The sequence below is a fragment of the Chryseobacterium gilvum genome, assembly GCF_025628965.1.
GTDB classification, from domain to species: domain Bacteria; phylum Bacteroidota; class Bacteroidia; order Flavobacteriales; family Weeksellaceae; genus Chryseobacterium; species Chryseobacterium gilvum.
The window spans coordinates 529,907-553,102 of the sequence record NZ_JAOTEN010000001.1; the positions used below are offsets into that span (position 1 = coordinate 529,907).

Here is a 23,196-nt window from a genome sequence, read left to right on the forward strand (position 1 = left end):
CTGCTTAAAGCATTGTTATTTTCTAAAATTTTTGTACTTTTGCACCCACTTTTGTGGTGAAGGTTTGAAAAAGTAAATTATTAATAATTAATAACTTCCGTATTTTTTAATCACATTAATTCAGACCATTAAAAAAGAAGGAATACAAATTTATTTAGAAAATGTCAAAAGAGACAAATTCAGCAGAGGTTTTATTAAACCAAAACGTAGCACCGGAACAATTTGACTGGGATTCTTTCGAATCTGGTCTTGATGCAGATGCTAGAAAAGAAAAAAGCGATCTTGAAGAAATCTATAACGGATCTCTTAGCAGCTTAAACGACAACGATGTAATCGTAGGTAAAGTTGTAAGATTGACTGACAAGGAAGCTATCGTAGACATCGATTTCAAATCTGAAGGTGTTATTTCTCTTAACGAATTCCGTTACAATCCAGGCCTTAAAGTAGGTGATGATGTAGAAGTAATGGTTGACAGAAGAGAAGACAAAACTGGCCAGTTACAGTTATCTCACAGAAAAGCGAGAACGCTTAAAGCTTGGGATAGAGTAAACGAACTTCACGAAACTGGAGAAATCGTTAACGGTTTTGTAAAATCAAGAACTAAAGGGGGTATGATCGTTGACGTACACGGAATCGAGGCATTCTTACCAGGTTCTCAAATCGACGTTAAGCCAATTAAAGATTACGATCAGTTCGTAGGTAAAACTATGGAATTCAAAGTGGTGAAAATCAACCCAGAATTCAAAAACGTGGTAGTATCTCACAAAGCATTGATCGAAGCAGATATCGAAGGTCAGAAAAAAGAAATCATCGCGCAGCTTGAAAAAGGTCAGGTTCTTGAAGGTACTGTGAAGAATATTACTTCTTACGGGGTATTCGTAGATCTTGGTGGTGTAGACGGATTGATCCACATTACAGACCTTTCTTGGTCTAGAGTGAACCATCCATCTGAAATCCTTGAAGACGGACAGACTGTGAAAGTGGTTATCCTAGACTTTGATGACGAGAAAACGAGAATCCAATTGGGTATGAAGCAATTAGAAGCTCATCCTTGGGATGCTCTTTCTGCTGATATGAAAGTGGGGGATAAAGTAAAAGGAAAAGTAGTTGTTCTTGCTGATTATGGTGCATTCGTAGAGATTGCTCCAGGTGTGGAAGGATTAATTCACGTTTCTGAAATGTCTTGGTCTACTCATTTGAGAAGTGCAGGAGATTTTGTAAAAGTAGGGGATGAAGTAGAAGCTGAAGTACTTACTTTAGACAGAGAAGACAGAAAAATCTCTTTAGGTATGAAACAATTATCTAAAGATCCTTGGGAAAATATCGAAGCTAAATATCCGGTAGGTTCTGAGCACGTTGGAACCGTAAGAAACTTTACCAACTTCGGTGTATTCGTAGAATTGGAAGAAGGTATCGACGGATTGATCTATATCTCAGACCTTTCTTGGACGAAGAAAATCAAACACCCATCAGAATTCTGTGCAGTAGGTGATAAATTGAATGTTGTTGTTCTTGAACTAGACATCCAGGCTAGAAGATTATCTCTAGGTCACAAGCAATTGACAGAAAACCCATGGGATAAATTTGAAACTAAATATGCTGAAGGAACTGTACACGCTGGTAAAGCGGTAGAAGTGCACGATAAAGGTGCTTCTGTACAATTCGAAGATGCTGAAGTAGAAGCTTTTTGCCCATCAAGATTATTAGAGAAGGAAGACGGATCTAAAATCAAAAAAGGAGAAGAAGCTCAGTTCAAAGTAATCGAATTCAACAAAGAATTCAAAAGAGTAGTTGTATCTCATACAGGAATCTTCAGAGACGAAGAGAAGAAAAATGTTAAAGAATCTAATAACAGATCTAATAACAATAACAACAATTCTTCATCTTCTAACAACGAAGAAAAATCAACTCTTGGAGATATCGATGTCTTAGCAGAATTGAAAAGAAAAATGGAAGAAGGTAAATAATCTTCAGTCATGATCATAAGAAGCCACTTGAGAGAGTGGCTTTTTTTATGTACTTATTTCCCCTAAGAAGTGAGTAATATTATTTAAGGGAAATAATAATTATTTGGATATTTAAAGATTTCTACTGTTTAAACTAGGATAATTTATTTCTTAATTCGTGATTTTAGTTAAAATTATTAAATTTTCATTAAAATTATTTTTTGATTGAATATTATTTGTAAATTTGATCCTTTAATAATCAATATGAAAAAGATAACTTTACCTCTTTTATTTGCAGTTTTCACAATTTTTCCTTCTTCAAAGATCTTTTCTCAGGAAAAACAGACTCTTATTAAAGATTATATTTCAACAAATCATCTTAGAGAATATAAAAAATCTGATTTGATGAATTTTATAATTGATAATGTTGACGTTTCAGCCTCATTAAAAGGAGATGTTGTAAAATTTCAGCAAACATATAATGGCTTACCTATTCACAATGCTGTAGGCACTGCGCTTGTAAGAGATGGTAAAATCATATATTATAATGATAATTTCCTGAAAAATTACAGTAATGCTTCATCAAGCAGTGCGTCAGTTAATAAAAATGCGGCTTTTGATAAAATTATTGCAGACTTAAATAATAATGACCTCAGATATTATCCTATCTTAAACAGTTCGGAAGCTGAACCTGCGAATATAAATGTTGCAAAGCAGAAGTTAATATATGTAGAAGATCAGTCTGATTTAAAGCTTGCTTATCAGTTTACGTTCCAGGAACCTAAATCACCCAATTATTGGGAGATATTAGTCGATGCACATACAGGGCAAATTATTGATAAAATAAATTTAAACTTATCTTGTAATTTCCATCATGATGCGTACTCTCACGATGATTTACATATCGCTGAAAACCATTTTATTGGTCCGGTAAATAAAACGTCAAATCAGGCAGCATCATTTTTGGCACCTGATAATGCTTCTTATAATGTTTTTCCATTACCCTTAGAAGCTCCTACTTTCGGGTCACGTTCGATAGTTACCAATCCATGGATGGTGGCTTCCTCACCAGAAGGATGGCATTATGATGGTACAACACGATATACTTACACGAGAGGGAATAATGTGTATGCTTACGAAGATGTTAATGCTTCTAATACTGTAGGCTTAGTTGCAGAAGGGGGAACAGCAAGAAACTTTAATTTTCCTTTTGATTTATATGCAGATCCGTTTAATAACCAAAATGCGGCCATCACCAATTTATTTTATATCAATAATAAGGTACATGATATTTTTTATAAATTCGGCTTTACAGAAAGTGCAAGAAACTTCCAGCAAACCAATTTTGGATTGGGTGGTGCCGGAAATGATTATGTAAATGCCGAATCCCAAGATGGTGGAGGTACAGATAATGCCAATTTCGCAACTCCCGCAGATGGGAGCAAACCAAGAATGCAGATGTATTTATGGTCCTCCGTTAATAGAGTTTTTTATTATAATTCACCAAGTCAGGCGGTCCCACGTCAACCGGTTCCCGGACTTGCACAATTTGGTAATCCTTTAGATGCCACAGGGGTAACAGGAAATGTTCAATTGTCATCAGTTTTAGATGGATGTTCCGCGATACCTGCAGGTTCACTTACAGGTAAAATTGGTTTAATTGAAAGAGGCACCTGTGATTTTGTAACAAAAGTTAAAAACGCACAAAATGCGGGAGCAACTGCTGCTATTATTTATAATGCACCTACCTCCGGAGCGGTTGGGGGAATGTCGGGTACTGATGCGAGCATTACAATTCCTTCAGTTTTAATTAATAACAGCGAAGGTGAATTTATTAAAAGTCAGCTTGCTGCAAATACAACCGTTAATGTTACCCTTAAAAATGATCCTGCTTTGACCATTACACCTGACGGAAGTTTTGACAATGGAGTTGTCATTCATGAATATGGTCACGGTATTTCTAACAGATTAACAGGAAATGGATCGACCTGTCTTGTGTCTTCACAAAGCAAAGAGCAGATGGGAGAAGGATGGTCAGATTTCTTTGCACTAATGTTAACAAACAGACCGGGAGATAATGCTTCTGTACCAAGAGGTATGGCAACGTATGCTGCAGGTCAGTCTTACACCGGTTCCGGGATAAGACCTGGAAAATATTCTCCAGATTTTACAATAAATGGCTTCACCTATGGTAATACAAACGGTTTAGAATATACAAACCAAAGTGGACAAATCGTTCCGGATGTACATTCAATAGGATTTATATGGGCATCGACATTATGGGATCTGAATTGGGAATATGTTGCGAAATATGGTTATTCATCAGATGTTACCGCAAATACAACTAACGGAAGTTCAAGAGTTTTACAACTAGTAACTAATGCTTTGAAACTTCAAGTTTGTAATCCAACATTTATTGATGGAAGAAATGCAATCTTATCCGCCGAATTGGCAGCAACAGGTGGAACAGACAGATGTATGATCTGGAGAACTTTTGCAAAAAGAGGTTTAGGTGTAAATGCTTCTGCAGGAGTTAAAACAAATATTAATGATCAGGTACAGGATTTTTCAGTTCCAAGTGATTGCGTATTAGCAACTGAAGAAGTGATATCAGTAAAAGATCAAACAATATCAATTTACCCTAATCCTGCTAAAAATGAATTTTTCATTAATTTCCCAAAAAATACTTTGGGAAAAGTAAATGTCGAAATCTACGATATGTCCGGCAAGCTTATATCAACAGAAAATAAATTTTCGCCGGATTCTAAAAATCCCATATCTACAGATCGATTGGTGAATGGTGTTTATCTTGTAAAAGTAAGCGGTTTGGGCATCAATTCAACATCAAAACTGATGATTAAAAAATAAATTTTATTTCATAATAATAAAATCACCTTAGAATTTCTGAGGTGATTTTTATTTCTTAATATGCTAAATGGAACTAAGAAATATATAAGTTGTACCTTTGCGCGCTGTAAAAAAGGTATGAAGAAGAAAAATATTTTAAAAGGAGTTTTATTTGTCGGCTTGGGAGCGAGTATTTACGGAATGTTGGCAACATTTGTAAAAATGGCCTATCGTGATGGTTATACCACCTCCGAAGTTACCACGTCACAATTTATTTTGGGTATTCTAGGTTTGCTGGTTCTTAATTTTGTTCAAACCATTACCACAAAAAAAAGTTTACCATCACCTTCCGGAAAAGAAATTAAAATGCTGTTGATTGCAGGAACATCTTTAGGCTGTACCAGTCTTTTCTATTATATAGCAGTACAGTATATTAATGTTTCTATAGCTATTGTTCTGCTGATGCAATCGGTTTGGTTTAGTGTTGTGGTAGAAAGTTTTATCACAAAGAAATTTCCAAATACCAGGAAAATTATTTCAGTTCTCATCGTTCTATTGGGGACGGTTTTAGCAACAAACATCATTAATCTTGAGATCAAATTAGACTGGCATGGCATCTTTTGGGGATTATTGGCAGCTGCTTCTTTTACAATCACGATGTTTACATCAAACACTTTAGCTACAGCATTACCCGTTCTCAGGAAAAGTATTATTATGCTTTGCGGAGGTTCGGTTATAATAGGTCTGTTTTTGTTTTTTGCACAGATTGGGCCACTTCATTTTGAAGGATTAAAAACATTTTATTTAAATTTTACGGAAAATACGCAGCATATCCATCCGTATGATTATTCTATTTTCTGGACGTATGGTTTTGTATTAGCGCTTTTCGGAACTATTATCCCACCGATTTTATTTAATCTTGGTTTCCCAAATACGGGATTAGGATTGGGAAGTATTATTTCTTCACTGGAGCTTCCGGTTTCTGTAACCATGGCTTTTGTCCTTTTAGGAGAAAAAGTAGAATGGATTCAATGGTTAGGAATTGCTCTCATTCTTTTTGCAATTGTTTTAATGAATCTCCCTTCGAAAAAACAATTATCTATTACCGAAGTCTGATAGAATGCTTCATTTGTAAGTAAAAAAAATAGACTGTTTATCTTAAACAGTCTATTTTCGTATGTGTTGTTGTCTGAATTATTTCTTTTTGTAAGCAGCGTCTTTGATTCTTGCTTTCTTACCTCTAAGATCTCTGAAGTAATAGATTCTAGATCTTCTAACTTTACCTCTTCTGTCAACTTCAATTTTTTGAAGAGCAGGCATATTGATAGGGAAAACTCTTTCTACACCTACATCACCACTCATTTTTCTGATGGTAAAAGTCTTTGTAGAACCTGTTCCTCTCAATTGAATTACAGTTCCTTTAAAGAACTGGGTTCTTGTTTTTTGACCTTCCTTAATTTCGTAATACACAGTGATGGTATCACCGGCTTTGAATTCAGGAAATTCTTTTTTTGTAATGTACTTGTCTTGTACGTACTTTAATAAATCCATTATTAATAAAATAAAATGTGTTACGCTAAGCAACTTACACGGACTTCGTCAGAGGTTGAATAACAGATTGCAAAAATAAAATAATTTTTTCTGTTAGCCAACACTTTAAGAAACAAATTTCAGGAATTTTAACCTTTATCGAATATCAAACATCATATTAATTGCTTTTAAAAAACTTCAACTTTTAAAATCTATAATTCGCAACCTCTTAAACTCATTATGGCGTGTCCTTCATTTGGTCATTACGCGCTCGCTTCGCTCGCGCTCCATTTCCTCATTCAGGCCGGGCTGTCCGCTGTATCTTTTGAGGTTTCGGCGGCAAAGCCGCCGAAACCTCAAAAGGATGCCGCTTCCATCCCTCACGCAAAACAGCTCCTCCAAATCATAATAGTATAAATCCTTAAAATTCCCAAAAAAATTGTAATTTCAGACCACAAAAATTTTAAGAATAAAATGATTGATAAAAGAGTAAAAAATGCTGTTGAAGCCATTGAAGGAATTCAGGATGGGATGACCCTCATGTTGGGCGGGTTCGGTCTTTGCGGAATTCCTGAAAATTCAATTAATGCTTTGGTAGAGAGCGATGTAAAAGAGCTTACCTGTATTTCAAATAATGCCGGAGTTGATGATTTCGGATTGGGATTATTATTGCAGAAAAAGCAGATCAAAAAAATGATATCCTCTTATGTGGGAGAAAATGCAGAATTTGAAAGACAAATGTTGTCGGGAGAATTGGAGGTTGAGTTGACGCCACAGGGAACGTTGGCAGAAAAATGCAGAGCCGCACAAGCGGGGATTCCTGCTTTTTACACTCCTGCAGGTTTCGGAACTGAAGTCGCAGAGGGAAAAGAAGTAAAAAATTTTAAGGGGAAACCGCATATTTTAGAGCATGCATATGAAGCTGACTATTCCATTGTAAAAGCGTGGAAAGGTGATCATGCCGGAAACTTAATATTTAAGGGATCTGCAAGGAATTTCAATCATCCGATGGCGGGAGCGGGGAAAATTACTATTGCTGAAGTAGAAGAATTGGTAGAGCCGGGAGCATTAGATCCCAATCAGATTCACATTCCGGGAATTATGATCCAGAGAATCTTTCAGGGAGAAAAATTTGAAAAAAGAATCGAACAGCGCACTGTGAGAAAAAATAAATAGAATTGTAAAATGTTTCAATTTGAAAATTTGAAAATTATTTTTTAGGTCAAATTTGAATTGAATATTTTTTAAGATTAAAATAAATGATTTTAGTCTTGTTACAATTATTTCGACAAGCAAAAAACAATTAGTAGTCAATTTTCAAATTGGCATATTAACAAATTTTCAAATTAATTATATGTTAAGTAAAGAAGATATAGCAAAAAGAATTTCAAAAGAAGTAAAAGACGGATACTATGTAAATTTGGGAATCGGAATCCCGACTTTAGTGGCCAATTATGTTCCCGATAACCTTTCCGTAGAGTTTCAGAGCGAAAACGGAGTGTTGGGAATGGGCCCTTTTCCGTTTGAGGGAGAAGAAGATGCAGATGTTATCAACGCGGGAAAACAGACCATCACCATTTTAGAAGGAGGTTCATTTTTCGATTCAGCGTTCAGTTTCGGAATGATCCGGAGTCAGAAAGTAGATCTCACCATTCTGGGAGCGATGGAAGTTTCAGAAAACGGAGATATCGCCAACTGGAAAATCCCCGGAAAAATGGTTAAAGGAATGGGAGGCGCGATGGATTTAGTAGCGTCCGCAGAAAATATTATTGTTGCGATGATGCACGTTAACAAAGCTGGAGAAAGCAAAATTTTGAAGAAATGCACACTTCCGCTGACCGGGATTAATTGTGTAAAGAAGGTAGTTACAGAATTAGCGGTTTTAGACGTGACGCCGGCTGGTTTCAAACTTGTTGAAAGAGCCCCTGGAGTTTCAGTAGAACATATTATAAAATCTACCGAAGCAGACCTGATTATCGAAGGCGAAATTCCTGAAATGCAATTCTAATAAAATTTAAAGGCTGTATCAATTGAAACAGCCTTTAATAAATATATTTCAGGACAAAAGAAAATTACTTCCCATCCTGAGCTCCAAAAACCTTCTGCAAAATAGCCGTCGTTCTCATGGCAGGAGTATTCCGGATACCGCTTTCTTTTTGCGCCACCATTTTAAATACACCGTTAATGGCTTCTGTTGTTACGTATTCATTAAGATCGGTGCTTACAGCTTGTCCGGTTAAGGTATTATATTTTGATATTAAACTTTTCCAGGCCGTATCTGCGCCCACTTTTCCCAAAGATGCTTTTACTTTCGGCTGAAAAGCAGTAAACAGCTGGCTTTGTGTTTTCCCCTGCAGATAGCTTGTCGCAGCATTATCACTTCCCAGTAAAATATTTTTAGCGTCTGTAATCGTCATCGAGGTAATCGCTTTAGTGAAAATCGGTGCAGCTTCGGTTACGGCATCTTCCGCAGCTCTGTTCAGTAATTTTACCCCCTGATCAGCCAGACTTCCCAATCCTACAGCACGAAGAGTCGTATCTATTTTTCTTAATTTTTGGGGCATTAAGATTTTTACCGCTTCATTTTTCAGGAAACCGTCCGTAACCCCTAGTTTTTTTACGCCTTCTGTAACGCCAAGACTCAAAGCTTCTTTTAATCCCGAAGAAATCTGTGTTGAAGTAAGAGTACCTAGATTTACGGGCAGACTGTTGTTTGATTTTGGTAAACCCGTAGATGAGTTATTGGTTTTTACGGGAGTATTAAGATCAATTCCGATTTTATTTTTAACGGTAGATTTGATCACATCTAAAATTTGAGCTTGTGCAGATACCGAAAATAATACTCCGGCCGCGGCTAAAAGAAAAGTTTTTTTCATCGTTTATTTTATACAAATTTAGATGTTTTATTATTTAATAAGTTAAATGATGAGCTCCTTTTTCAGAAAATAATTATATTCGCCAAAACCTAATCATCCATGTTGCGTTGTGTATTGCTACTTTTTTTTATTCTATCAAATCTATTTTATGCTCAACAAAAGCTGAATGTAATTCCTTATCCGCAAAAAGTTGAGTTTCTGTCTGGAGCATTCAGTATTTCTGAAACAATAACATTGAGCAATAATCTCCCAGAAAAAGAAACTGAATATTTTAAAAACCGGTTACAGCCGGAATTTAAATTTCAGGTTATTCAGAAAATTGATGCACAATTGATATATTCTCAATTAGTTAAATCTAATCAAAAACACAATGATGAGTTTTATTCTCTTGAAATTACTTCTAAACAAATTATTATAAAGACCTATACAAAACAAGGATATTTTCTGGCACTTCAGACTTTAATTCAGATTATAGATCAATTCAAAGATTCACGAAAAATTCCTGCAATGGTTATCGAAGACCAGCCAAAATTCGCATGGCGTGGAATGCATCTTGATGTTTGCCGCCATTTCTTTACGGTTGATGAGGTAAAACAATATATCGATTATCTCGCCATGTACAAGCTCAATACCTTTCACTGGCATCTCACAGACGATCAGGGCTGGAGAATTGAAATTAAAAAATATCCTAAACTGACCCAAATTGGCTCAAAACGTAAAGAGTCAATGGTCGGAACTTATGTTGACAATACTTTCGACGGAAAACCGTACGGACCGTTTTTTTATACGCAGGATCAAATTAAAGAAGTAGTAAAATATGCTCAGGACAGGCATATTACGGTAGTTCCTGAGATCGAAATGCCCGGTCATGCGCTGGCTGCACTTTCTGCGTACCCGGAATTGGCGTGTACAAACGGACCATTTGAGCCTGCTACGAAATGGGGTGTTTTTGATGATGTTTTTTGTCCGAAAGAGGAAACTTTTACTTTTTTAGAAAATGTTTTAGATGAAGTAATGACCCTGTTTCCGTCAAAATACATCCATATTGGAGGCGATGAATGTCCCAAAACAAGATGGAAGGAATGTGCTCATTGTCAGGCTTTAATCAAAAAAAATAATTTGAAGGATGAGCATGGCCTGCAAAGTTATTTTATACACAAAATTGAAAAATATGTCAATTCTAAAGGCCGGAAAATTATTGGTTGGGATGAGATTTTGGAAGGCGGATTGGCTCCAAACGCAGCTGTAATGAGCTGGACAGGCGTAAATGGCGGAATTGAAGCTGCAAAAACAAAACATTTTGCCGTAATGACTCCCGGTTCGTATTGCTATTTTGATCATTATCAGGGAGATCCTGCAACAGAACCGAACGCTTTTGGTGGTTTTACGCCTTTGGATAAAGTGTATTCTTATAATCCGATTCCGTCTGAGTTAAATGTAGAACAATCACAATATATTTTGGGAGTTCAGGCAAATCTGTGGACAGAATATATTCTTGATTTTAAACAGGTTCAATACATGATTTTTCCAAGACTGATGGCACTTTCCGAAGTCGGGTGGGGAACTTCTGATCCTAAAAATTACAAAGAATTTGAAAGTAGGGTAATCAGTCAGTTCAAATTTTTAGATAAAATAAAGGTGAATTACGCAAAAAGTATCTACAATGTTTCAGGGAAAGTAATTCCTGATCATAACGGAATTTCTTATGAGCTTTCAACTTCACAAAACCCAAACGGGATTCGGTTTACTTTAGATGGAACAGATCCGAATGCACACTCGCAAACGTATCAAAATCCAATTGCCGTTTCGAAATCAATGACGATAAAATCTGCTTATTTTGAAAATGAAACATTGAAAAGTGCGATATCTTCTCAATCGTTTACAACATCAAAAACAACAGGAAAAAAAATAACTTTAGAACAGCAACCGAGTGAAAATTACTCCTTTGGTGGTGCCTTTACTCTGATTGACGGTATTGTCGGAAACACAAGACAACTAGGAAAAACCTGGTTGGGGTTTCAGGGGAAAGATGCGGTGGCAATAATTGATTTAGTAACTAAAACTCAATTTTCAGAAGTATATTTTAACACTTTGGAAAATAAAGGAAGCTGGATTCACCTGGCAAAATCTGCACAGATTTTTGTTTCTGATGATAACAAAAATTTCAAAATGATTAAAGAAACCGGAACAGATGAAATCCAAAACGCAAAAGGAAAAATCAGATTGAATGTAGGAAATCAAAATTCAAAATACATCAAAATTAAAATAGAAAACGCAGGAATTATCCCCGCAGGAAATCCCGGAGCAGATTCAAAGGCCTGGCTTTTCGTAGATGAAATCGGAGTAAATTAATGTTTATTTAAAATTTAAAACTCGCAACCTAATACCATAATTATGTCTTCACGCAGAAAATTTCTTAAAAATACAGCTTTAGCATCTTCAGCATTATTATTAAATCCGTTGGATCTGATCGCCAAAGATGTACCTGAAAACAATAGACTAGTGAATCAACCTATTGTTCTTTCTACATGGAATTTCGGTTTAAAAGCCAACAAAGAAGCATGGACGATTCTCGGAAAAGGTGGACGAGCTTTAGATGCAGTGGAAAAGGGCGTTCGTATAGTAGAAAATGATCCCTTAGAAAGAAGTGTTGGTTATGGCGGCCGTCCCGACAGAGACGGCAGAGTGACTTTGGATGCCTGCATTATGGATGAAAACTACAACATCGGTTCGGTTGCATGTCTTGAAAATATTAAAAATCCGATTTCCGTGGCAAGAGCCGTGATGGAAAAAACACCTCACGTGATGTTGGTAGGTGATGGAGCGCTGCAATTTGCAGTCTCTCAGGGTTTTAAAAAAGAAAATATTCTTACGGCAGAATCCGAAAAAGAATGGAAAGAATGGTTGAAAAGCAGTAAATATCAGCCAATTGTCAACATTGAAAATCACGACACAATCGGAATGATCGCACTTGATGCGAAAGGAAATCTTTCCGGAGCCTGTACCACCAGCGGAATGGCTTTCAAAATGCACGGAAGAGTAGGAGATTCACCCATTATCGGGGCGGGATTGTTTGTTGATAACGAAGTAGGTGCAGCTACAGCAACCGGTCATGGCGAAGAAGTCATCAGAACGGTGGGAACTCATCTTGTTGTTGAATTAATGAGGCAGGGTAGAAATCCTCAACAGGCATGTAAAGAGGCCGTTGAAAGAATTGTGCAGATCACTAAAAGAAGAAATAAAAATCTGAAAGATATTCAGGTAGGTTTTATTGCTTTGAATAAAAAAGGCGAATATGGTTCGTACTGCATTCAGGACGGGTTTAATTTTGCCGTGTATGACCAGAAAGGAAACCGATTGGAAAAACCCGAATTTGCATTAAAATAAGCTTACAATATAAATTAGATCTAAAAAAATGTTCCTAGAAATTGCCGCTTTTGACATTACTTCCGCAGAAATTGCGCTAAATTCTGTTGCCGATAGAATTGAATTCTGTGCAGATATCAGCGCCGGAGGAATCACCCCAAATCTTGAGGAGCTAAGATATTTAAAAGAAAAATATAGAAAACCGATTCATGTCATGATACGTCCTGTTGGTGGAAATTTTTTGTATAACGATCAAGAATTTCAACAGATGCAACATGATATAGCAGCATTTTCAAAAGCTCATGCAGATGGTTTTGTATTCGGGATTTTAAATGAAAATCAGGAAATTGATGTAGAAAAAAATAAAATTTTGGTTAATCTGGCAAATGGGAAACCATGTGTTTTTCACAGGGCAATTGACAGAACTGAAAATATTTTCGAATCTACAGAGAAACTCATTGAATTGGGTTTTAAAGAAATACTAACTTCCGGAGGAGAAAACTCTGCGATGGAAGGTAAAGAAAATTTAAAAATATTGGTTGAAAAATATTCCGATCAGATTAAAATTTTAATAGGCGGTGGCGTTCGCTCAAATAATATTTCAGAACTGAAAAGTATAACAGAAGGAAATTATTTTCATTCTTCTGCAGTATTACCGTACGAATTTTTTGCAAACGCTGAAGAAATTAAAAAACTAAAGTCTAATGTATAAATATTAATTTTGAAAAACCTGTATTCATGTATTTTGATTTTATTGTTTGTATCTGTTTTCGCTCAATCTTCGGAACGAAATTTATCTTCTGAAAAGTGGCAATTCAAAAACGAAAAAGAAAATAAATGGCTGACTGCCAAAGTTCCGGGAACCGTGCATCTCGATTTAATGGATCATAAAATCATTCCCGATCCTTATAAAGATGAAAATGAAAAGAAAGTGCAATGGATCGAAAATGAAGACTGGGAATATCAGACTTTATTTAAAATTTCATCAAAAGAATTGCAAAATAAGAATATTGATTTGGTTTTTAACGGATTGGATACGTTTTCTGAAATTTATCTCAATGGAAAACTGTTGAAGAAAACCGACAATATGTTCAGAAAGTGGGAAATTCCTGTGAAACTGAATTTGAAAGTTGGAGACAATATTTTACAGGTTAAATTTAAATCTGCCGTAAACGTCGGAAAAGAATTAGCCCAAAAAGTTCCCTTTACCATGCCAGAATCCCCGCGAAGTTTTGTCCGAAAAGCGCAATATCAATTCGGATGGGATTGGGGACCGAGATTGGTGACTGCAGGAATCTGGAAAGATGTAAAACTTGAATTCTGGAATAATGCGAAGTTGGAAAACGTGAAAATTGAGCAAAAAAAATTAACAAAACGAAATGAAGATTTGAATATTTACACTGAAATTATAGCGGATCAAAATGGAAAATATGTACTTTCAATTAATGGTAAACTCAATAATATTCAATTAAAAAAAGGGAAAAACACCATTCAGGTTCCTTTTACAATTCAAAACCCAAAACTTTGGCAACCCAACGGATGGGGCGATCCGAATCTATACGACATAACAATTTCTTTGCAAAAAGATTCTCAGATAATAGATCATAAAACTGAAAAAATAGGCTTAAGAACCATTGAATTAATTCAGGAAAAAGACGAACAAGGCAAATCATTTTATTTTAAGGTTAACGGAAAACCTTTATACATCAAAGGAACCAATTGGATTCCGGGTGACAGCTTTACTCCAAGAATGACCCAAGAAAAATATCAGAAACTGATTAAAGACTGCAAAGAAGCCAACATGAATATGATCCGCGTTTGGGGCGGAGGAATTTATGAAGATGACGAATTGTACAAAGCCTGCGATGAAAACGGAATTCTCGTGTGGCAGGATTTTATGTTTGCCGGAAGCTTTTATCCCTCTGATGAAGGGTTTTTAAATACGGTAAAAGAAGAAGTAAAAGATCAGGTCAACCGTCTTCAAAATCATCCGTCAATCGCTTTGTGGTGTGGAAATAACGAAATTGATGAGGCGATCGTCAATTGGGGTTATCAGAAGCAATTCAACTATTCTAAAGATGATTCCCTGCAGGTCTGGAAAGATTATAAAAAACTTTTTCATGAAGTCATTCCGAATGCTTTAAAAGAAAATGTAACACCCGAAAAAAATATCTATTGGCCAAGTTCACCATCCATCGGTTGGGGCCACAAAGAAAGCTTAACCGAAGGTGATTCTCATTATTGGGGAGTTTGGTGGGGTGAGTTTCCCTTTGAAATATATAACGAGAAAGTGGGACGATTTATGTCTGAGTATGGCTTTCAGGGAATGCCAAGCTTGGAAGCCGTACAATCGATGTTCTCCGAAAAACCGGATTTAAATATAGAAAATCCCATTATCAAAGCACACGAAAAAAATGCGCGTGGTTTTCAGATCATCGATCAGTATATGAAGCGCGATTACATTGTACCGGCTGATTTTGTAAAATATAATTACATTTCCCAATTGCTTCAGGCTCGCGGAATGCAGATTGCCATTGAGGCGCACCGCCGTGCAAAACCGTACAATATGGGAAGTTTGTATTGGCAGCTCAATGACTGTTGGCCGGTGATTTCGTGGTCTTCGATTGATTATCTTGGAAACTGGAAAGCTTTGCATTATCAGGTTAAAAGAAGTTTTGAAAACCAGGTGATTTTAACGGAAGAAAAAGAAGGAAATTTAAATTTTTATGCCATCAATGACGGAATAGAAAAGTTTGAAGATGTCTTTGTTGATATCCAGGTCGTACAATATAATGGTGAAATAGTAAATGAAATTTCAACGGTTCCGGATGGAAAATTTTTAGATGGAATTATAAAATTTGATCCGGTTAAGATCGAAAACCTTATTCAGGATTTCAATAAAAATGAAGTTTTTCTGCAGCTGGTCTTAAAAGGTAAAAATGACAAAATCATTGCTGAAAATCACTATTTCTTCGTAAAGCCAAAAGATCTAAAGCTTTCAAAACCTACCATCACCATCAGAAAAATTTCCCCGACAGAAATAGAAATCTCTACGGATGTTCTGGCAAAAGATGTGTACTTAATCGGAAATATGCATTTTAGCGATAATTTCTTTGACCTGCTTCCTAAAACGTCGAAAAAAATTGTACTTTCAAAATCATTAGACAAAATTGAGGTGATGAGTTTGTGGGATACAATGAAGTAAATAATGTATTGCAATTCTCTGAATAAACAATTAATTTTACATTCTAAATTATTTTCTTGCAATACGCCCAGATCGTTTTACCGTTAAATTTAAGAGGAACTTTTACCTACAAAATTCCTGACGAGCTTATTCCTTTTATTCAAATCGGAATGAGAGTTTTGGTGCCGTTTGGCGGAAAGAAAATTTATACCGGAATTGTTTTTGAAATCCATGATCAGGATCCGGAAACCTTTGTAGCGAAAGATATCATCAGTACGTTAGACGAACAGCCGATTGTTCCGAAGGAGCAGATCAATTTCTGGAACTGGCTCTCCGGATATTATCTTTGCAATTTGGGCGAGATTTACCGCTTTGCCTTTCCTTCATCTTTAAAGCTGGAAAGTGAAACATATTTAAAATTAAAACCCAACATTACCATAGAATTTGAAAATCTCGACATCAACGAGATGCATCTTATTCAGGCGCTTGAAGTAAGACAGCTGATTAATCTCACTGATATTGAGGCTTTTATCGCTAAAAAAGAGATTGTTAAAACCATTAATTCATTAATCGATCTTCAGTATATTGAAATCGACGAAAAGATCTCAGAGAAGTACAAAGCTAAAGAAGTAGCTTATGTCAAGATTCCTGAACAACTTCTTGAAAATGAAAATCTTACGGAAATCTTATCCAAACTGAACCGTTCACCCAAACAAAAAGATCTTTTTCTGCTAATTTTGTCCAGACAGACAGAAAATCCTTCCGGCTTTATAAAAAAATCAGAACTTTTTGAGAATGGAAATTTCGCTGGTACCCACTTTAAAGCTTTAAGTGATAAAAAGCTTCTGGAAGAATATTATCAGCAAAAAGACAGGCTGGAAAGCTATGAAGGGGAAATTGAGGACTTGGATGTGCTTTCTGATGCCCAGAAATCTGCCAAAGCTGATGTGGATGAAGCCTTTGAAGAGAAAAAAAATGTATTGCTGCATGGCGTTACGTCATCCGGAAAAACACATATTTATTTAGAAAAAATTGATGAGTGTGTCAACGAAGGAAAAAATGTACTATTTCTGCTTCCGGAGATATCCTTAACCAAACAGATTACACAGAGATTAGAAAAAAAATACGGAAAACAGCTTGGCTTCTATCATCAGAAACTCACCGATTTTGAGAAGGTGGAGGTCTGGAGAAGAATAAAAAACAATGATGTAAAAATCCTTATTGCAACAAGAGGCGCTTTGTTTCTGCCATTTCAGAATCTGGGATTGATTATCGTTGATGAAGAGCACGATTCTGCTTATAAACCCCGAGAAGTTACTCCTTTTTTTAATGCAAAAGATGCGGCTCTGGTATTGGCGGGTTTATACGATGCGAGAGTGATTTTGGGTTCTGCAACCCCTTCAGTAGAAAGCTATTACCTGGCAAAAAAAGAAAAATTAAAATATATTTTCCTTAACGAAAGATTCGGGAAAGTAAAGCTTCCGGAATATGAGCTGATCAATTTTAAAGAAGCGCAGGATTCTAAAAAGGTTTCCGGTAATTTTTCGCTACAGCTGATTGATGAAATTAAGAAAACATTACACGAAAAAAATCAGACCATAATTCTTCACAACCGCCGTGGTTACGCCAATGTCATTGAATGTGAAAGCTGTGGCTATGTGAATTACTGCTCCAATTGCGATGTCGTAATGACGTATCACAAATCTGCCAATGAAATGAAATGCCATTACTGCGGACAGCGTGCCTCCAAACCAAAAACCTGCCCGAAATGCTATTCTGAAAACCTGAACGAAAGAGGAGTAGGCGTAGAGCAGATTCACGAAGAAATTTCCAAAATTTTTCCCGAGAACGAAGTAGACAGAATGGATGTAGATTCGATGCGCAAAAAATTTGCCTACGAAAAACTCTATGAGAAAATTGAAGACCGAGAAACCGATATTATCGTAGGAACACAGATGATTTCCAAAGGATTGGATTTTGATCATATCGAATTGGTGGCCATTCCTAAAGCCGATTCTATGCTGTATGTCCAGGATTTCAGGGCAGAAGAAAGAGCGTATCAGTTAATTACACAGGTTTCAGGAAGGGCAGGACGGGTTTCCGGGAATGGTAAAGTTTTAATTCAGACTTTTAATCCTGATCATTCTGTTTTTCAGCTGATTAAGCTGAATAATGTGGCTAAAATTTATAAATATTTCCTAACAGAACGCCAGAAGTTTCATTATCCGCCTTTCACAAAATTAATCATGATTGAACTAAAGCATACCAAAGAAGACCGCGTCAACCGTGCTTCACAGTTTTTAGGTTCAATTTTAAGAAAATATCTTCCCGAAGAATGCATCTTAGGTCCTGAAAAAGCACCTATTGCAAGATTGAATAATCTGTATCAGTTTCAGATTCTTCTGAAGCTCCCGAGAGGAAAAAACTATGAAAAATTTAAAAACAGGGTTTTATTAAGTTTAAAAGAATTTGATGAGATCACTGCTTACCAAAGCATCAAAAAGGGTGTTTTTGTAGACTTTTAACAAACTTTAACAGATTTTATAGAGATTTATTACATTTTGATAATCAACCATATGACAATAATATCTACTTTTGACCGTTGATTATGTGTTTGGATTTTTAGAAGGAATTTAACTATTCGTTTTTTAAGACATCCAATTTATAACGAAACAAAAATTAGATGGTAAATTTCAGAAAATATATTTCAGGTATTACGGTATTGGCTTCTGGTTTTTTCTTTGCCCAATCTACCGCTACTACAGTTCTTTATTCTCAAAATTTCGACAGTCAGAAAACCAGTTTGAACCTGCCTTCACCAGTGGCAGCCATTGAAAAAGCGATTCTGTCACCCAAAGAGCTTGTAGATATCAGTGTAAATACAATGATGACAGATCCCGTGCTGAAAAATGCAAACTGGGGATTTGTAGTATACGATCCGAAGACGAAAAAAATAATCTCTTCGTATAATGAAAACACGCCGCTTGTTCCTGCTTCCACGACAAAATTGTTAACAACAGAAACCGCTTTGAATCTGTTGGGGGAAAATTACCGTTGGATGACACAGCTTGAGTATTCAGGAAGTATCGATGAAAACGGCGTTCTTAACGGCAATCTTTATATTATAGGAAGTGGCGACCCTTCTTTAGGAACCAATAAAGCAGGAGCATGGTCTTATAAGGATATCGTCTCAGATTTTGTAAGCGGAATGTCTCGTGAAGGGATCAAAAAAGTAAATGGTGATATTATTATTCAGACCGCGCTTTTTAAAGGAAATATCTCGAGGCTTCCGGAAAATGTGGTTTGGTTGGAAAACAACAATTATTACCTTCCGGTTGGGACTACCCGCGAGATTAATCCGGCCAATGAAAAGCTGATTGTAAAAAAAGGGAGTAATTCAATTTCAGATAAAAAATATTTCTATGTTTCACCGTACGCCAATCAAATGGTATTTGCTGAAAAATATGAAGGTGACGGGATTTTAACAACAAAACTACCGGATGCCCCGGCTTTTTTAGCCAATTCGTTTAAAGCCAATCTGGTAAAAAACGGAATTGCTGTAACAGGAAAAGTAACTCCCAGAATAACCGATGGAGCTCCTGAAAACAGAAAAATGATCTCAGCGTACAAATCACCTACTTTAGCAGATATCGTTTTTTATACCAATCAGCACAGTGATAATGGTTTGGCTGAAGCGTTGCTAAAAACAGTAGGTTTCCAGAAAATGGGTGATCAGACTTCTGAGTCTGGGAGAATTGTGGTAAACAATCACTTAAAAGAAGTTTCTTTCGATACGGAGGGCTTAAATTATATGGATGGAAGCGGATTATCAAGAAATAATCATGTAACGCCTATCTCTCAGGTAAAGTTTCTTACCTCTTTAATGAATGAAAAATATTATAAAACGTATCTTGCTTCTTTACCGGTAGGAGGACAATCCGGGACGTTGAAAAGAATGTTTATCGGACAAGGAAACGGACAGATTTTTGCGAAAACAGGAACGCTGAATAAAGTGAAAGCTTTAGCGGGATATATCAAAACAAATTCCGGTAAAACACTGGTCTTCTCATTGTTAGTTAATAATTATTCGGGTTCGGTAGATCAGGTAAAAAGCAAAATGGAAAAAATTCTCCAGCCTGCTTTGGATCTCTAAGATATTTTTAAAACATATAAAACCTTTTAATCGCTGATTGAAAGGTTTTTTTTATCTTTAATGTTTAATTCTCAGATTATGAAAAAACTTTACTTACTGTGTTTAAGTCTATTGGCATTTCACGGAGTGTTTGCTCAGGAAAATATCGAAATGAAAGGCTTGATTGCAAAAGAAATGAAATCTTATGCACATAAAATGACAGCTTATAACAATAATCCAAATACATTAAACTACGATTTACAGTATCAAAGGATGAATCTGTCGTTGAATCCTTCAGTATATCTGGTTTCAGGATCAGTTACTTCCCATTTCAAACCTTCTCAGAGCATGAGCAGCATTTACTTTGATTTTACTAATGCTTTGACGGTTTCCCAGGTACAGTATCACGGTCAAAATATTGCTTTTCAGCAGCTTCCCACTCAGGAAATTAAAATAGATTTTCCGGCATCAGTCTCAGCAAATGTATTAGATTCATTGACGATCAATTACGGAGGAACGCCTCCAATGACCTATAATGCGTTTTTTACGTCTACCCAAAATGGGAATCCTATTCTTTCAACATTAAGCGAGCCTTACGGCGCACAGGATTGGTTCCCTACCAAACAAAGCCTGAATGATAAAATTGAGAGATTTGATTTTAAAATCACGACTCCATCACAATATAATGTGGCGGCCAACGGAAAGCTGATGTCTGAAACTATTTTAGGAAACGGGCAAAAATTAACTTTCTGGAGAACCATGTACCCTACGGCAGCCTATCTTATCGCATTGTCAATTACCAATTATGTAAAAATTAACGATACAATGGGAACTCCGCCTTTTCCATTCGTCAATTATGTATATCCTGCAACATCGGCTAATACTCTAAGTATGGCCAATATCGACTGGACGAAACAAGTCATGAATACCTACGAAACCTATTTTGGGGCGTATCCTTTCCGGAATGAAAAATACGGTCACATGGAATTTCAGGCGGGTGGCGGAATGGAACATCAGACTATGTCATCCATGGCGGGCTGGAGCAAGCAGTTGATTGCTCATGAATTGGCGCATCAATGGTTCGGAGATAAAGTAACCTGCGGTATCTGGAACGACATCTGGCTCAATGAAGGGTTTGCAACTTTTGGAGAGCACGTAGCCAACGAAAAATTAATTCTTACCAATCCTCAGTTTCTAAGTTACTTATTAGATCAGAAAAATTATATCACCAGTGTTGCAGGAGGAAGCGTATACGTTTCTGATGCCAATCTGGGAAGTGTAGGGACTATTTTTGACGGTCGATTGACCTACGCAAAAGGAGGGTATGCCGTAAGAATGATCAAATGGATTTTGGGAGACACCGTATTTTATCAGGCTTTAAAAGATTATCACGCAAGACCGAATTTAGCATATAATTATGTGAAAACTGCCGACTTTAATGCTTCTTTATTACAATCTACCGGAAAAGATTTTACAGAGTTCTTTAATGACTGGATTTATGGACAGGGATATCCCACATACACCATCAAGTGGAAACAGACCGGAAGCCAGATTACATTCAAAGCTTCACAAATACAAAGCCATCCTTCTGTAAGCTTTTTTGAAATGCCATTACCGGTGAAAGTAAACGGGACGGGAGGACAAGTGGCATATTTTGCTTTAAATAATACTTTTAATGACCAATATTTTGTAGAATCTGTACCTTTCACGGTTTCCAGTGTAGAGTTTAATTACGAATATCAGATTATTGAAAAAAATTCTACCGTTGCGCAGGATAATTCATTGAGCACATCAGATGTTACCAAAGAAGAATTTTCAGTATATCCGATTCCCGCAAAAAATGAGCTGAATGTGCGTGGAATTTCAAAATCTACGGAATTCGCAATCTATTCAGCGGATGGTAGATTAGTGGAGAACGGAGTATTTCAACCACAGTTGCCGATCAATATCTCAGAGCTGGTTCCGGGAATATACATTTTTAAAATAAATGATAAGAATATAAAATTCTCAAAAAAATAATATCACTTTCAGGTATATATAAATTACAATGCCGTTTCATACGATTGAAACGGCTTTTTTTATTAAATTAGCACATCCTAAAATTAATTAAAAATGATCTCTGAAAAATATCTTGAAAATTTACAGAACGAACTGAAAAATATCGAAAACGACGGGCTTTTTAAAAAAGAAAGAATCATCACTTCTCAGCAAAGTGCAGAAATTGAAGCCAACGGAAAGAAATTATTAAACTTTTGCGCAAATAATTATCTGGGATTATCCAATCATCCGGAAGTAATGAAAGCGTCTCAGGATATGATCGCTTCTCATGGGTATGGCATGTCGTCGGTTCGTTTTATCTGTGGAACTCAGGATATTCACAAACAGCTGGAAGAGAAAATTGCCCAGTTTTTAGGTTTGGAAGACACTATTTTATACGCTGCATGTTTTGACGCCAACGGTGGTGTTTTCGAGCCTTTATTTACAGAAGAAGATGCCATTATTTCAGATGAACTGAATCATGCCTCGATTATTGACGGAGTCCGTTTGTGTAAAGCAGCGAGATACCGGTATAAAAACAACAATATGGAAGATCTGGAAGCACAGTTAATTGCCGCTTCTGAAAAAAACCACCGTTTTAAAATCATCGTTACAGACGGTGTTTTCTCAATGGACGGAATCGTTGCAGACTTAAAAGGAGTTTGTGATCTGGCCGATAAATATAATGCTTTGGTTATGGTCGATGATTCTCACGCAACCGGTTTCATTGGAAAAACAGGTCGCGGAACGCATGAAGCTAATGAAGTTATGGGAAGAGTAGATATTATTACTTCCACACTAGGAAAGGCTTTAGGCGGTGCTTTAGGCGGTTTCACTTCCGGTAAAAAAGAGATCATCGATATGCTGAGACAGCGTTCTCGTCCGTATTTGTTTTCCAATTCACTGGCTCCGGGAATTGTGGGTGCAGCCTTGAAAGTTTTGGATATGATTTCTGATGATACTTCGCTGAGAGACCAGGTAATGGAAAATGCAGAATATTTCAGAAAAGAAATGAAAGCTAAAGGGTTTGATATTCCTGATGGTGATGCCGCAATTGTTCCGGTGATGCTTTATGACGCGCCGCTTGCTCAGAAAATGGCAGAGAAATTAATGGATGAAGGGATTTATGTAATCGGATTTTTCTATCCTGTTGTTCCGAAAGGAAAGTCGAGAATCAGAGTTCAGCTTTCTGCCGCTCATACGAGAGCACATTTGGATAAAGCCATTGCCGCATTCGAAAAAGTAGGAAAAGAATTAAATGTAATTTCTTAAATTATA

General features: G+C 36.4%; 15 protein-coding genes. 13 read left to right on the forward strand and 2 right to left on the reverse strand.

Going from position 1 to position 23,196, the window contains the following annotated elements; genetic code table 11:
• Positions 1 to 161 precede the first annotated feature (161 nt).
• The 3 genes from rpsA to N0B16_RS02455 all read left to right on the forward strand — a co-directional run bounded on the left by rpsA (position 162) and on the right by N0B16_RS02455 (position 5,909).
• On the forward strand, positions 162 to 1,967 hold the full coding sequence (gene rpsA, locus N0B16_RS02445) for a 30S ribosomal protein S1 (RefSeq protein ID WP_262989129.1): 1,806 nt from the start codon (positions 162 to 164) through the stop codon (positions 1,965 to 1,967).
• A gap of 243 nt (positions 1,968 to 2,210) precedes the next feature.
• On the forward strand, positions 2,211 to 4,814 hold the full coding sequence (locus tag N0B16_RS02450) for a T9SS-dependent M36 family metallopeptidase (RefSeq protein WP_262989130.1): 2,604 nt from the start codon (positions 2,211 to 2,213) through the stop codon (positions 4,812 to 4,814).
• 117 nt (positions 4,815 to 4,931) lie between these two features.
• On the forward strand, positions 4,932 to 5,909 hold the full coding sequence (locus N0B16_RS02455) for an EamA family transporter (RefSeq protein ID WP_262989131.1): 978 nt from the start codon (positions 4,932 to 4,934) through the stop codon (positions 5,907 to 5,909).
• A 78-nt stretch (positions 5,910 to 5,987) separates the two neighbouring features.
• On the opposite strand, the gene rplS is transcribed toward N0B16_RS02455, so the two are convergent.
• Positions 5,988 to 6,344, reverse strand: coding sequence for a 50S ribosomal protein L19 (rplS, locus tag N0B16_RS02460; RefSeq protein WP_007846341.1), 357 nt, complete (start codon positions 6,342 to 6,344; stop codon positions 5,988 to 5,990).
• Positions 6,345 to 6,797: 453 nt separating this feature from the next.
• Between rplS and N0B16_RS02465 the strand changes: the two genes are divergently transcribed.
• Both N0B16_RS02465 and N0B16_RS02470 read left to right on the forward strand, forming a co-directional pair.
• Positions 6,798 to 7,499 carry a CoA transferase subunit A gene (locus tag N0B16_RS02465; RefSeq protein WP_262989134.1) on the forward strand — a complete coding sequence of 234 codons (702 nt, stop codon included), beginning with the start codon at positions 6,798 to 6,800 and terminating at the stop codon, positions 7,497 to 7,499.
• A 178-nt stretch (positions 7,500 to 7,677) separates the two neighbouring features.
• Positions 7,678 to 8,331, forward strand: a complete 654-nt coding sequence (locus N0B16_RS02470) for a CoA transferase subunit B (RefSeq protein WP_129534196.1) — start codon at positions 7,678 to 7,680, stop codon at positions 8,329 to 8,331.
• Positions 8,332 to 8,395: 64 nt separating this feature from the next.
• On the opposite strand, the gene N0B16_RS02475 is transcribed toward N0B16_RS02470, so the two are convergent.
• Positions 8,396 to 9,199 (reverse strand): DUF4197 domain-containing protein, encoded by an 804-nt coding sequence (locus N0B16_RS02475; protein ID WP_262989136.1) that lies wholly within the window; start codon positions 9,197 to 9,199, stop codon positions 8,396 to 8,398.
• A gap of 99 nt (positions 9,200 to 9,298) precedes the next feature.
• Here N0B16_RS02475 and N0B16_RS02480 point away from each other — a divergent pair, with 99 nt between their 5' ends.
• From N0B16_RS02480 to kbl, 8 genes are all read left to right on the forward strand, one after another.
• Positions 9,299 to 11,551 (forward strand): beta-N-acetylhexosaminidase, encoded by a 2,253-nt coding sequence (locus N0B16_RS02480; protein WP_262989137.1) that lies wholly within the window; start codon positions 9,299 to 9,301, stop codon positions 11,549 to 11,551.
• 42 nt (positions 11,552 to 11,593) lie between these two features.
• Entirely contained in the window at positions 11,594 to 12,586 is a 993-nt protein-coding gene (locus tag N0B16_RS02485; protein ID WP_262989138.1) for an isoaspartyl peptidase/L-asparaginase family protein, read from the forward strand.
• Positions 12,587 to 12,614: 28 nt separating this feature from the next.
• A complete protein-coding gene (locus tag N0B16_RS02490; RefSeq protein WP_262989139.1) occupies positions 12,615 to 13,277 on the forward strand; it encodes a copper homeostasis protein CutC in 663 nt (220 codons plus the stop codon).
• A 6-nt stretch (positions 13,278 to 13,283) separates the two neighbouring features.
• On the forward strand, positions 13,284 to 15,770 hold the full coding sequence (locus N0B16_RS02495; RefSeq protein WP_438265264.1) for a beta-mannosidase: 2,487 nt from the start codon (positions 13,284 to 13,286) through the stop codon (positions 15,768 to 15,770).
• Positions 15,771 to 15,826: 56 nt separating this feature from the next.
• Positions 15,827 to 18,274, forward strand: coding sequence for a replication restart helicase PriA (priA, locus tag N0B16_RS02500; RefSeq protein WP_262989140.1), 2,448 nt, complete (start codon positions 15,827 to 15,829; stop codon positions 18,272 to 18,274).
• Positions 18,275 to 18,432: 158 nt separating this feature from the next.
• Positions 18,433 to 19,902: a D-alanyl-D-alanine carboxypeptidase/D-alanyl-D-alanine endopeptidase gene (gene dacB, locus N0B16_RS02505; RefSeq protein WP_262989141.1), complete on the forward strand. Its 1,470-nt coding sequence runs from the start codon at positions 18,433 to 18,435 to the stop codon at positions 19,900 to 19,902.
• Between the two features lie 78 nt (positions 19,903 to 19,980).
• Positions 19,981 to 21,900, forward strand: a complete 1,920-nt coding sequence (locus tag N0B16_RS02510) for a M1 family metallopeptidase (protein ID WP_262989142.1) — start codon at positions 19,981 to 19,983, stop codon at positions 21,898 to 21,900.
• A gap of 93 nt (positions 21,901 to 21,993) precedes the next feature.
• A complete protein-coding gene (kbl, locus tag N0B16_RS02515) occupies positions 21,994 to 23,190 on the forward strand; it encodes a glycine C-acetyltransferase (RefSeq protein ID WP_262989143.1) in 1,197 nt (398 codons plus the stop codon).
• Positions 23,191 to 23,196 lie beyond the last annotated feature (6 nt).

Excerpts from the sequence above, each read along its gene's own strand:
- rpsA (WP_262989129.1), top strand. The coding sequence starts at position 162 with ATGTCAAAAGAGACAAATTCAGCAGAGGTTTTATTAAACCAAAACGTA.
- N0B16_RS02490 (WP_262989139.1), top strand. The coding sequence starts at position 12,615 with ATGTTCCTAGAAATTGCCGCTTTTGACATTACTTCCGCAGAAATTGCG.
- rplS (WP_007846341.1), bottom strand. The coding sequence starts at position 6,344 with ATGGATTTATTAAAGTACGTACAAGACAAGTACATTACAAAAAAAGAA.
- N0B16_RS02485 (WP_262989138.1), top strand. The coding sequence starts at position 11,594 with ATGTCTTCACGCAGAAAATTTCTTAAAAATACAGCTTTAGCATCTTCA.
- N0B16_RS02470 (WP_129534196.1), top strand. The coding sequence starts at position 7,678 with ATGTTAAGTAAAGAAGATATAGCAAAAAGAATTTCAAAAGAAGTAAAA.
- N0B16_RS02475 (WP_262989136.1), bottom strand. The coding sequence starts at position 9,199 with ATGAAAAAAACTTTTCTTTTAGCCGCGGCCGGAGTATTATTTTCGGTA.
- N0B16_RS02455 (WP_262989131.1), top strand. The coding sequence starts at position 4,932 with ATGAAGAAGAAAAATATTTTAAAAGGAGTTTTATTTGTCGGCTTGGGA.
- N0B16_RS02480 (WP_262989137.1), top strand. The coding sequence starts at position 9,299 with ATGTTGCGTTGTGTATTGCTACTTTTTTTTATTCTATCAAATCTATTT.
- dacB (WP_262989141.1), top strand. The coding sequence starts at position 18,433 with ATGGTAAATTTCAGAAAATATATTTCAGGTATTACGGTATTGGCTTCT.
- N0B16_RS02450 (WP_262989130.1), top strand. The coding sequence starts at position 2,211 with ATGAAAAAGATAACTTTACCTCTTTTATTTGCAGTTTTCACAATTTTT.
- kbl (WP_262989143.1), top strand. The coding sequence starts at position 21,994 with ATGATCTCTGAAAAATATCTTGAAAATTTACAGAACGAACTGAAAAAT.
- N0B16_RS02465 (WP_262989134.1), top strand. The coding sequence starts at position 6,798 with ATGATTGATAAAAGAGTAAAAAATGCTGTTGAAGCCATTGAAGGAATT.
- N0B16_RS02510 (WP_262989142.1), top strand. The coding sequence starts at position 19,981 with ATGAAAAAACTTTACTTACTGTGTTTAAGTCTATTGGCATTTCACGGA.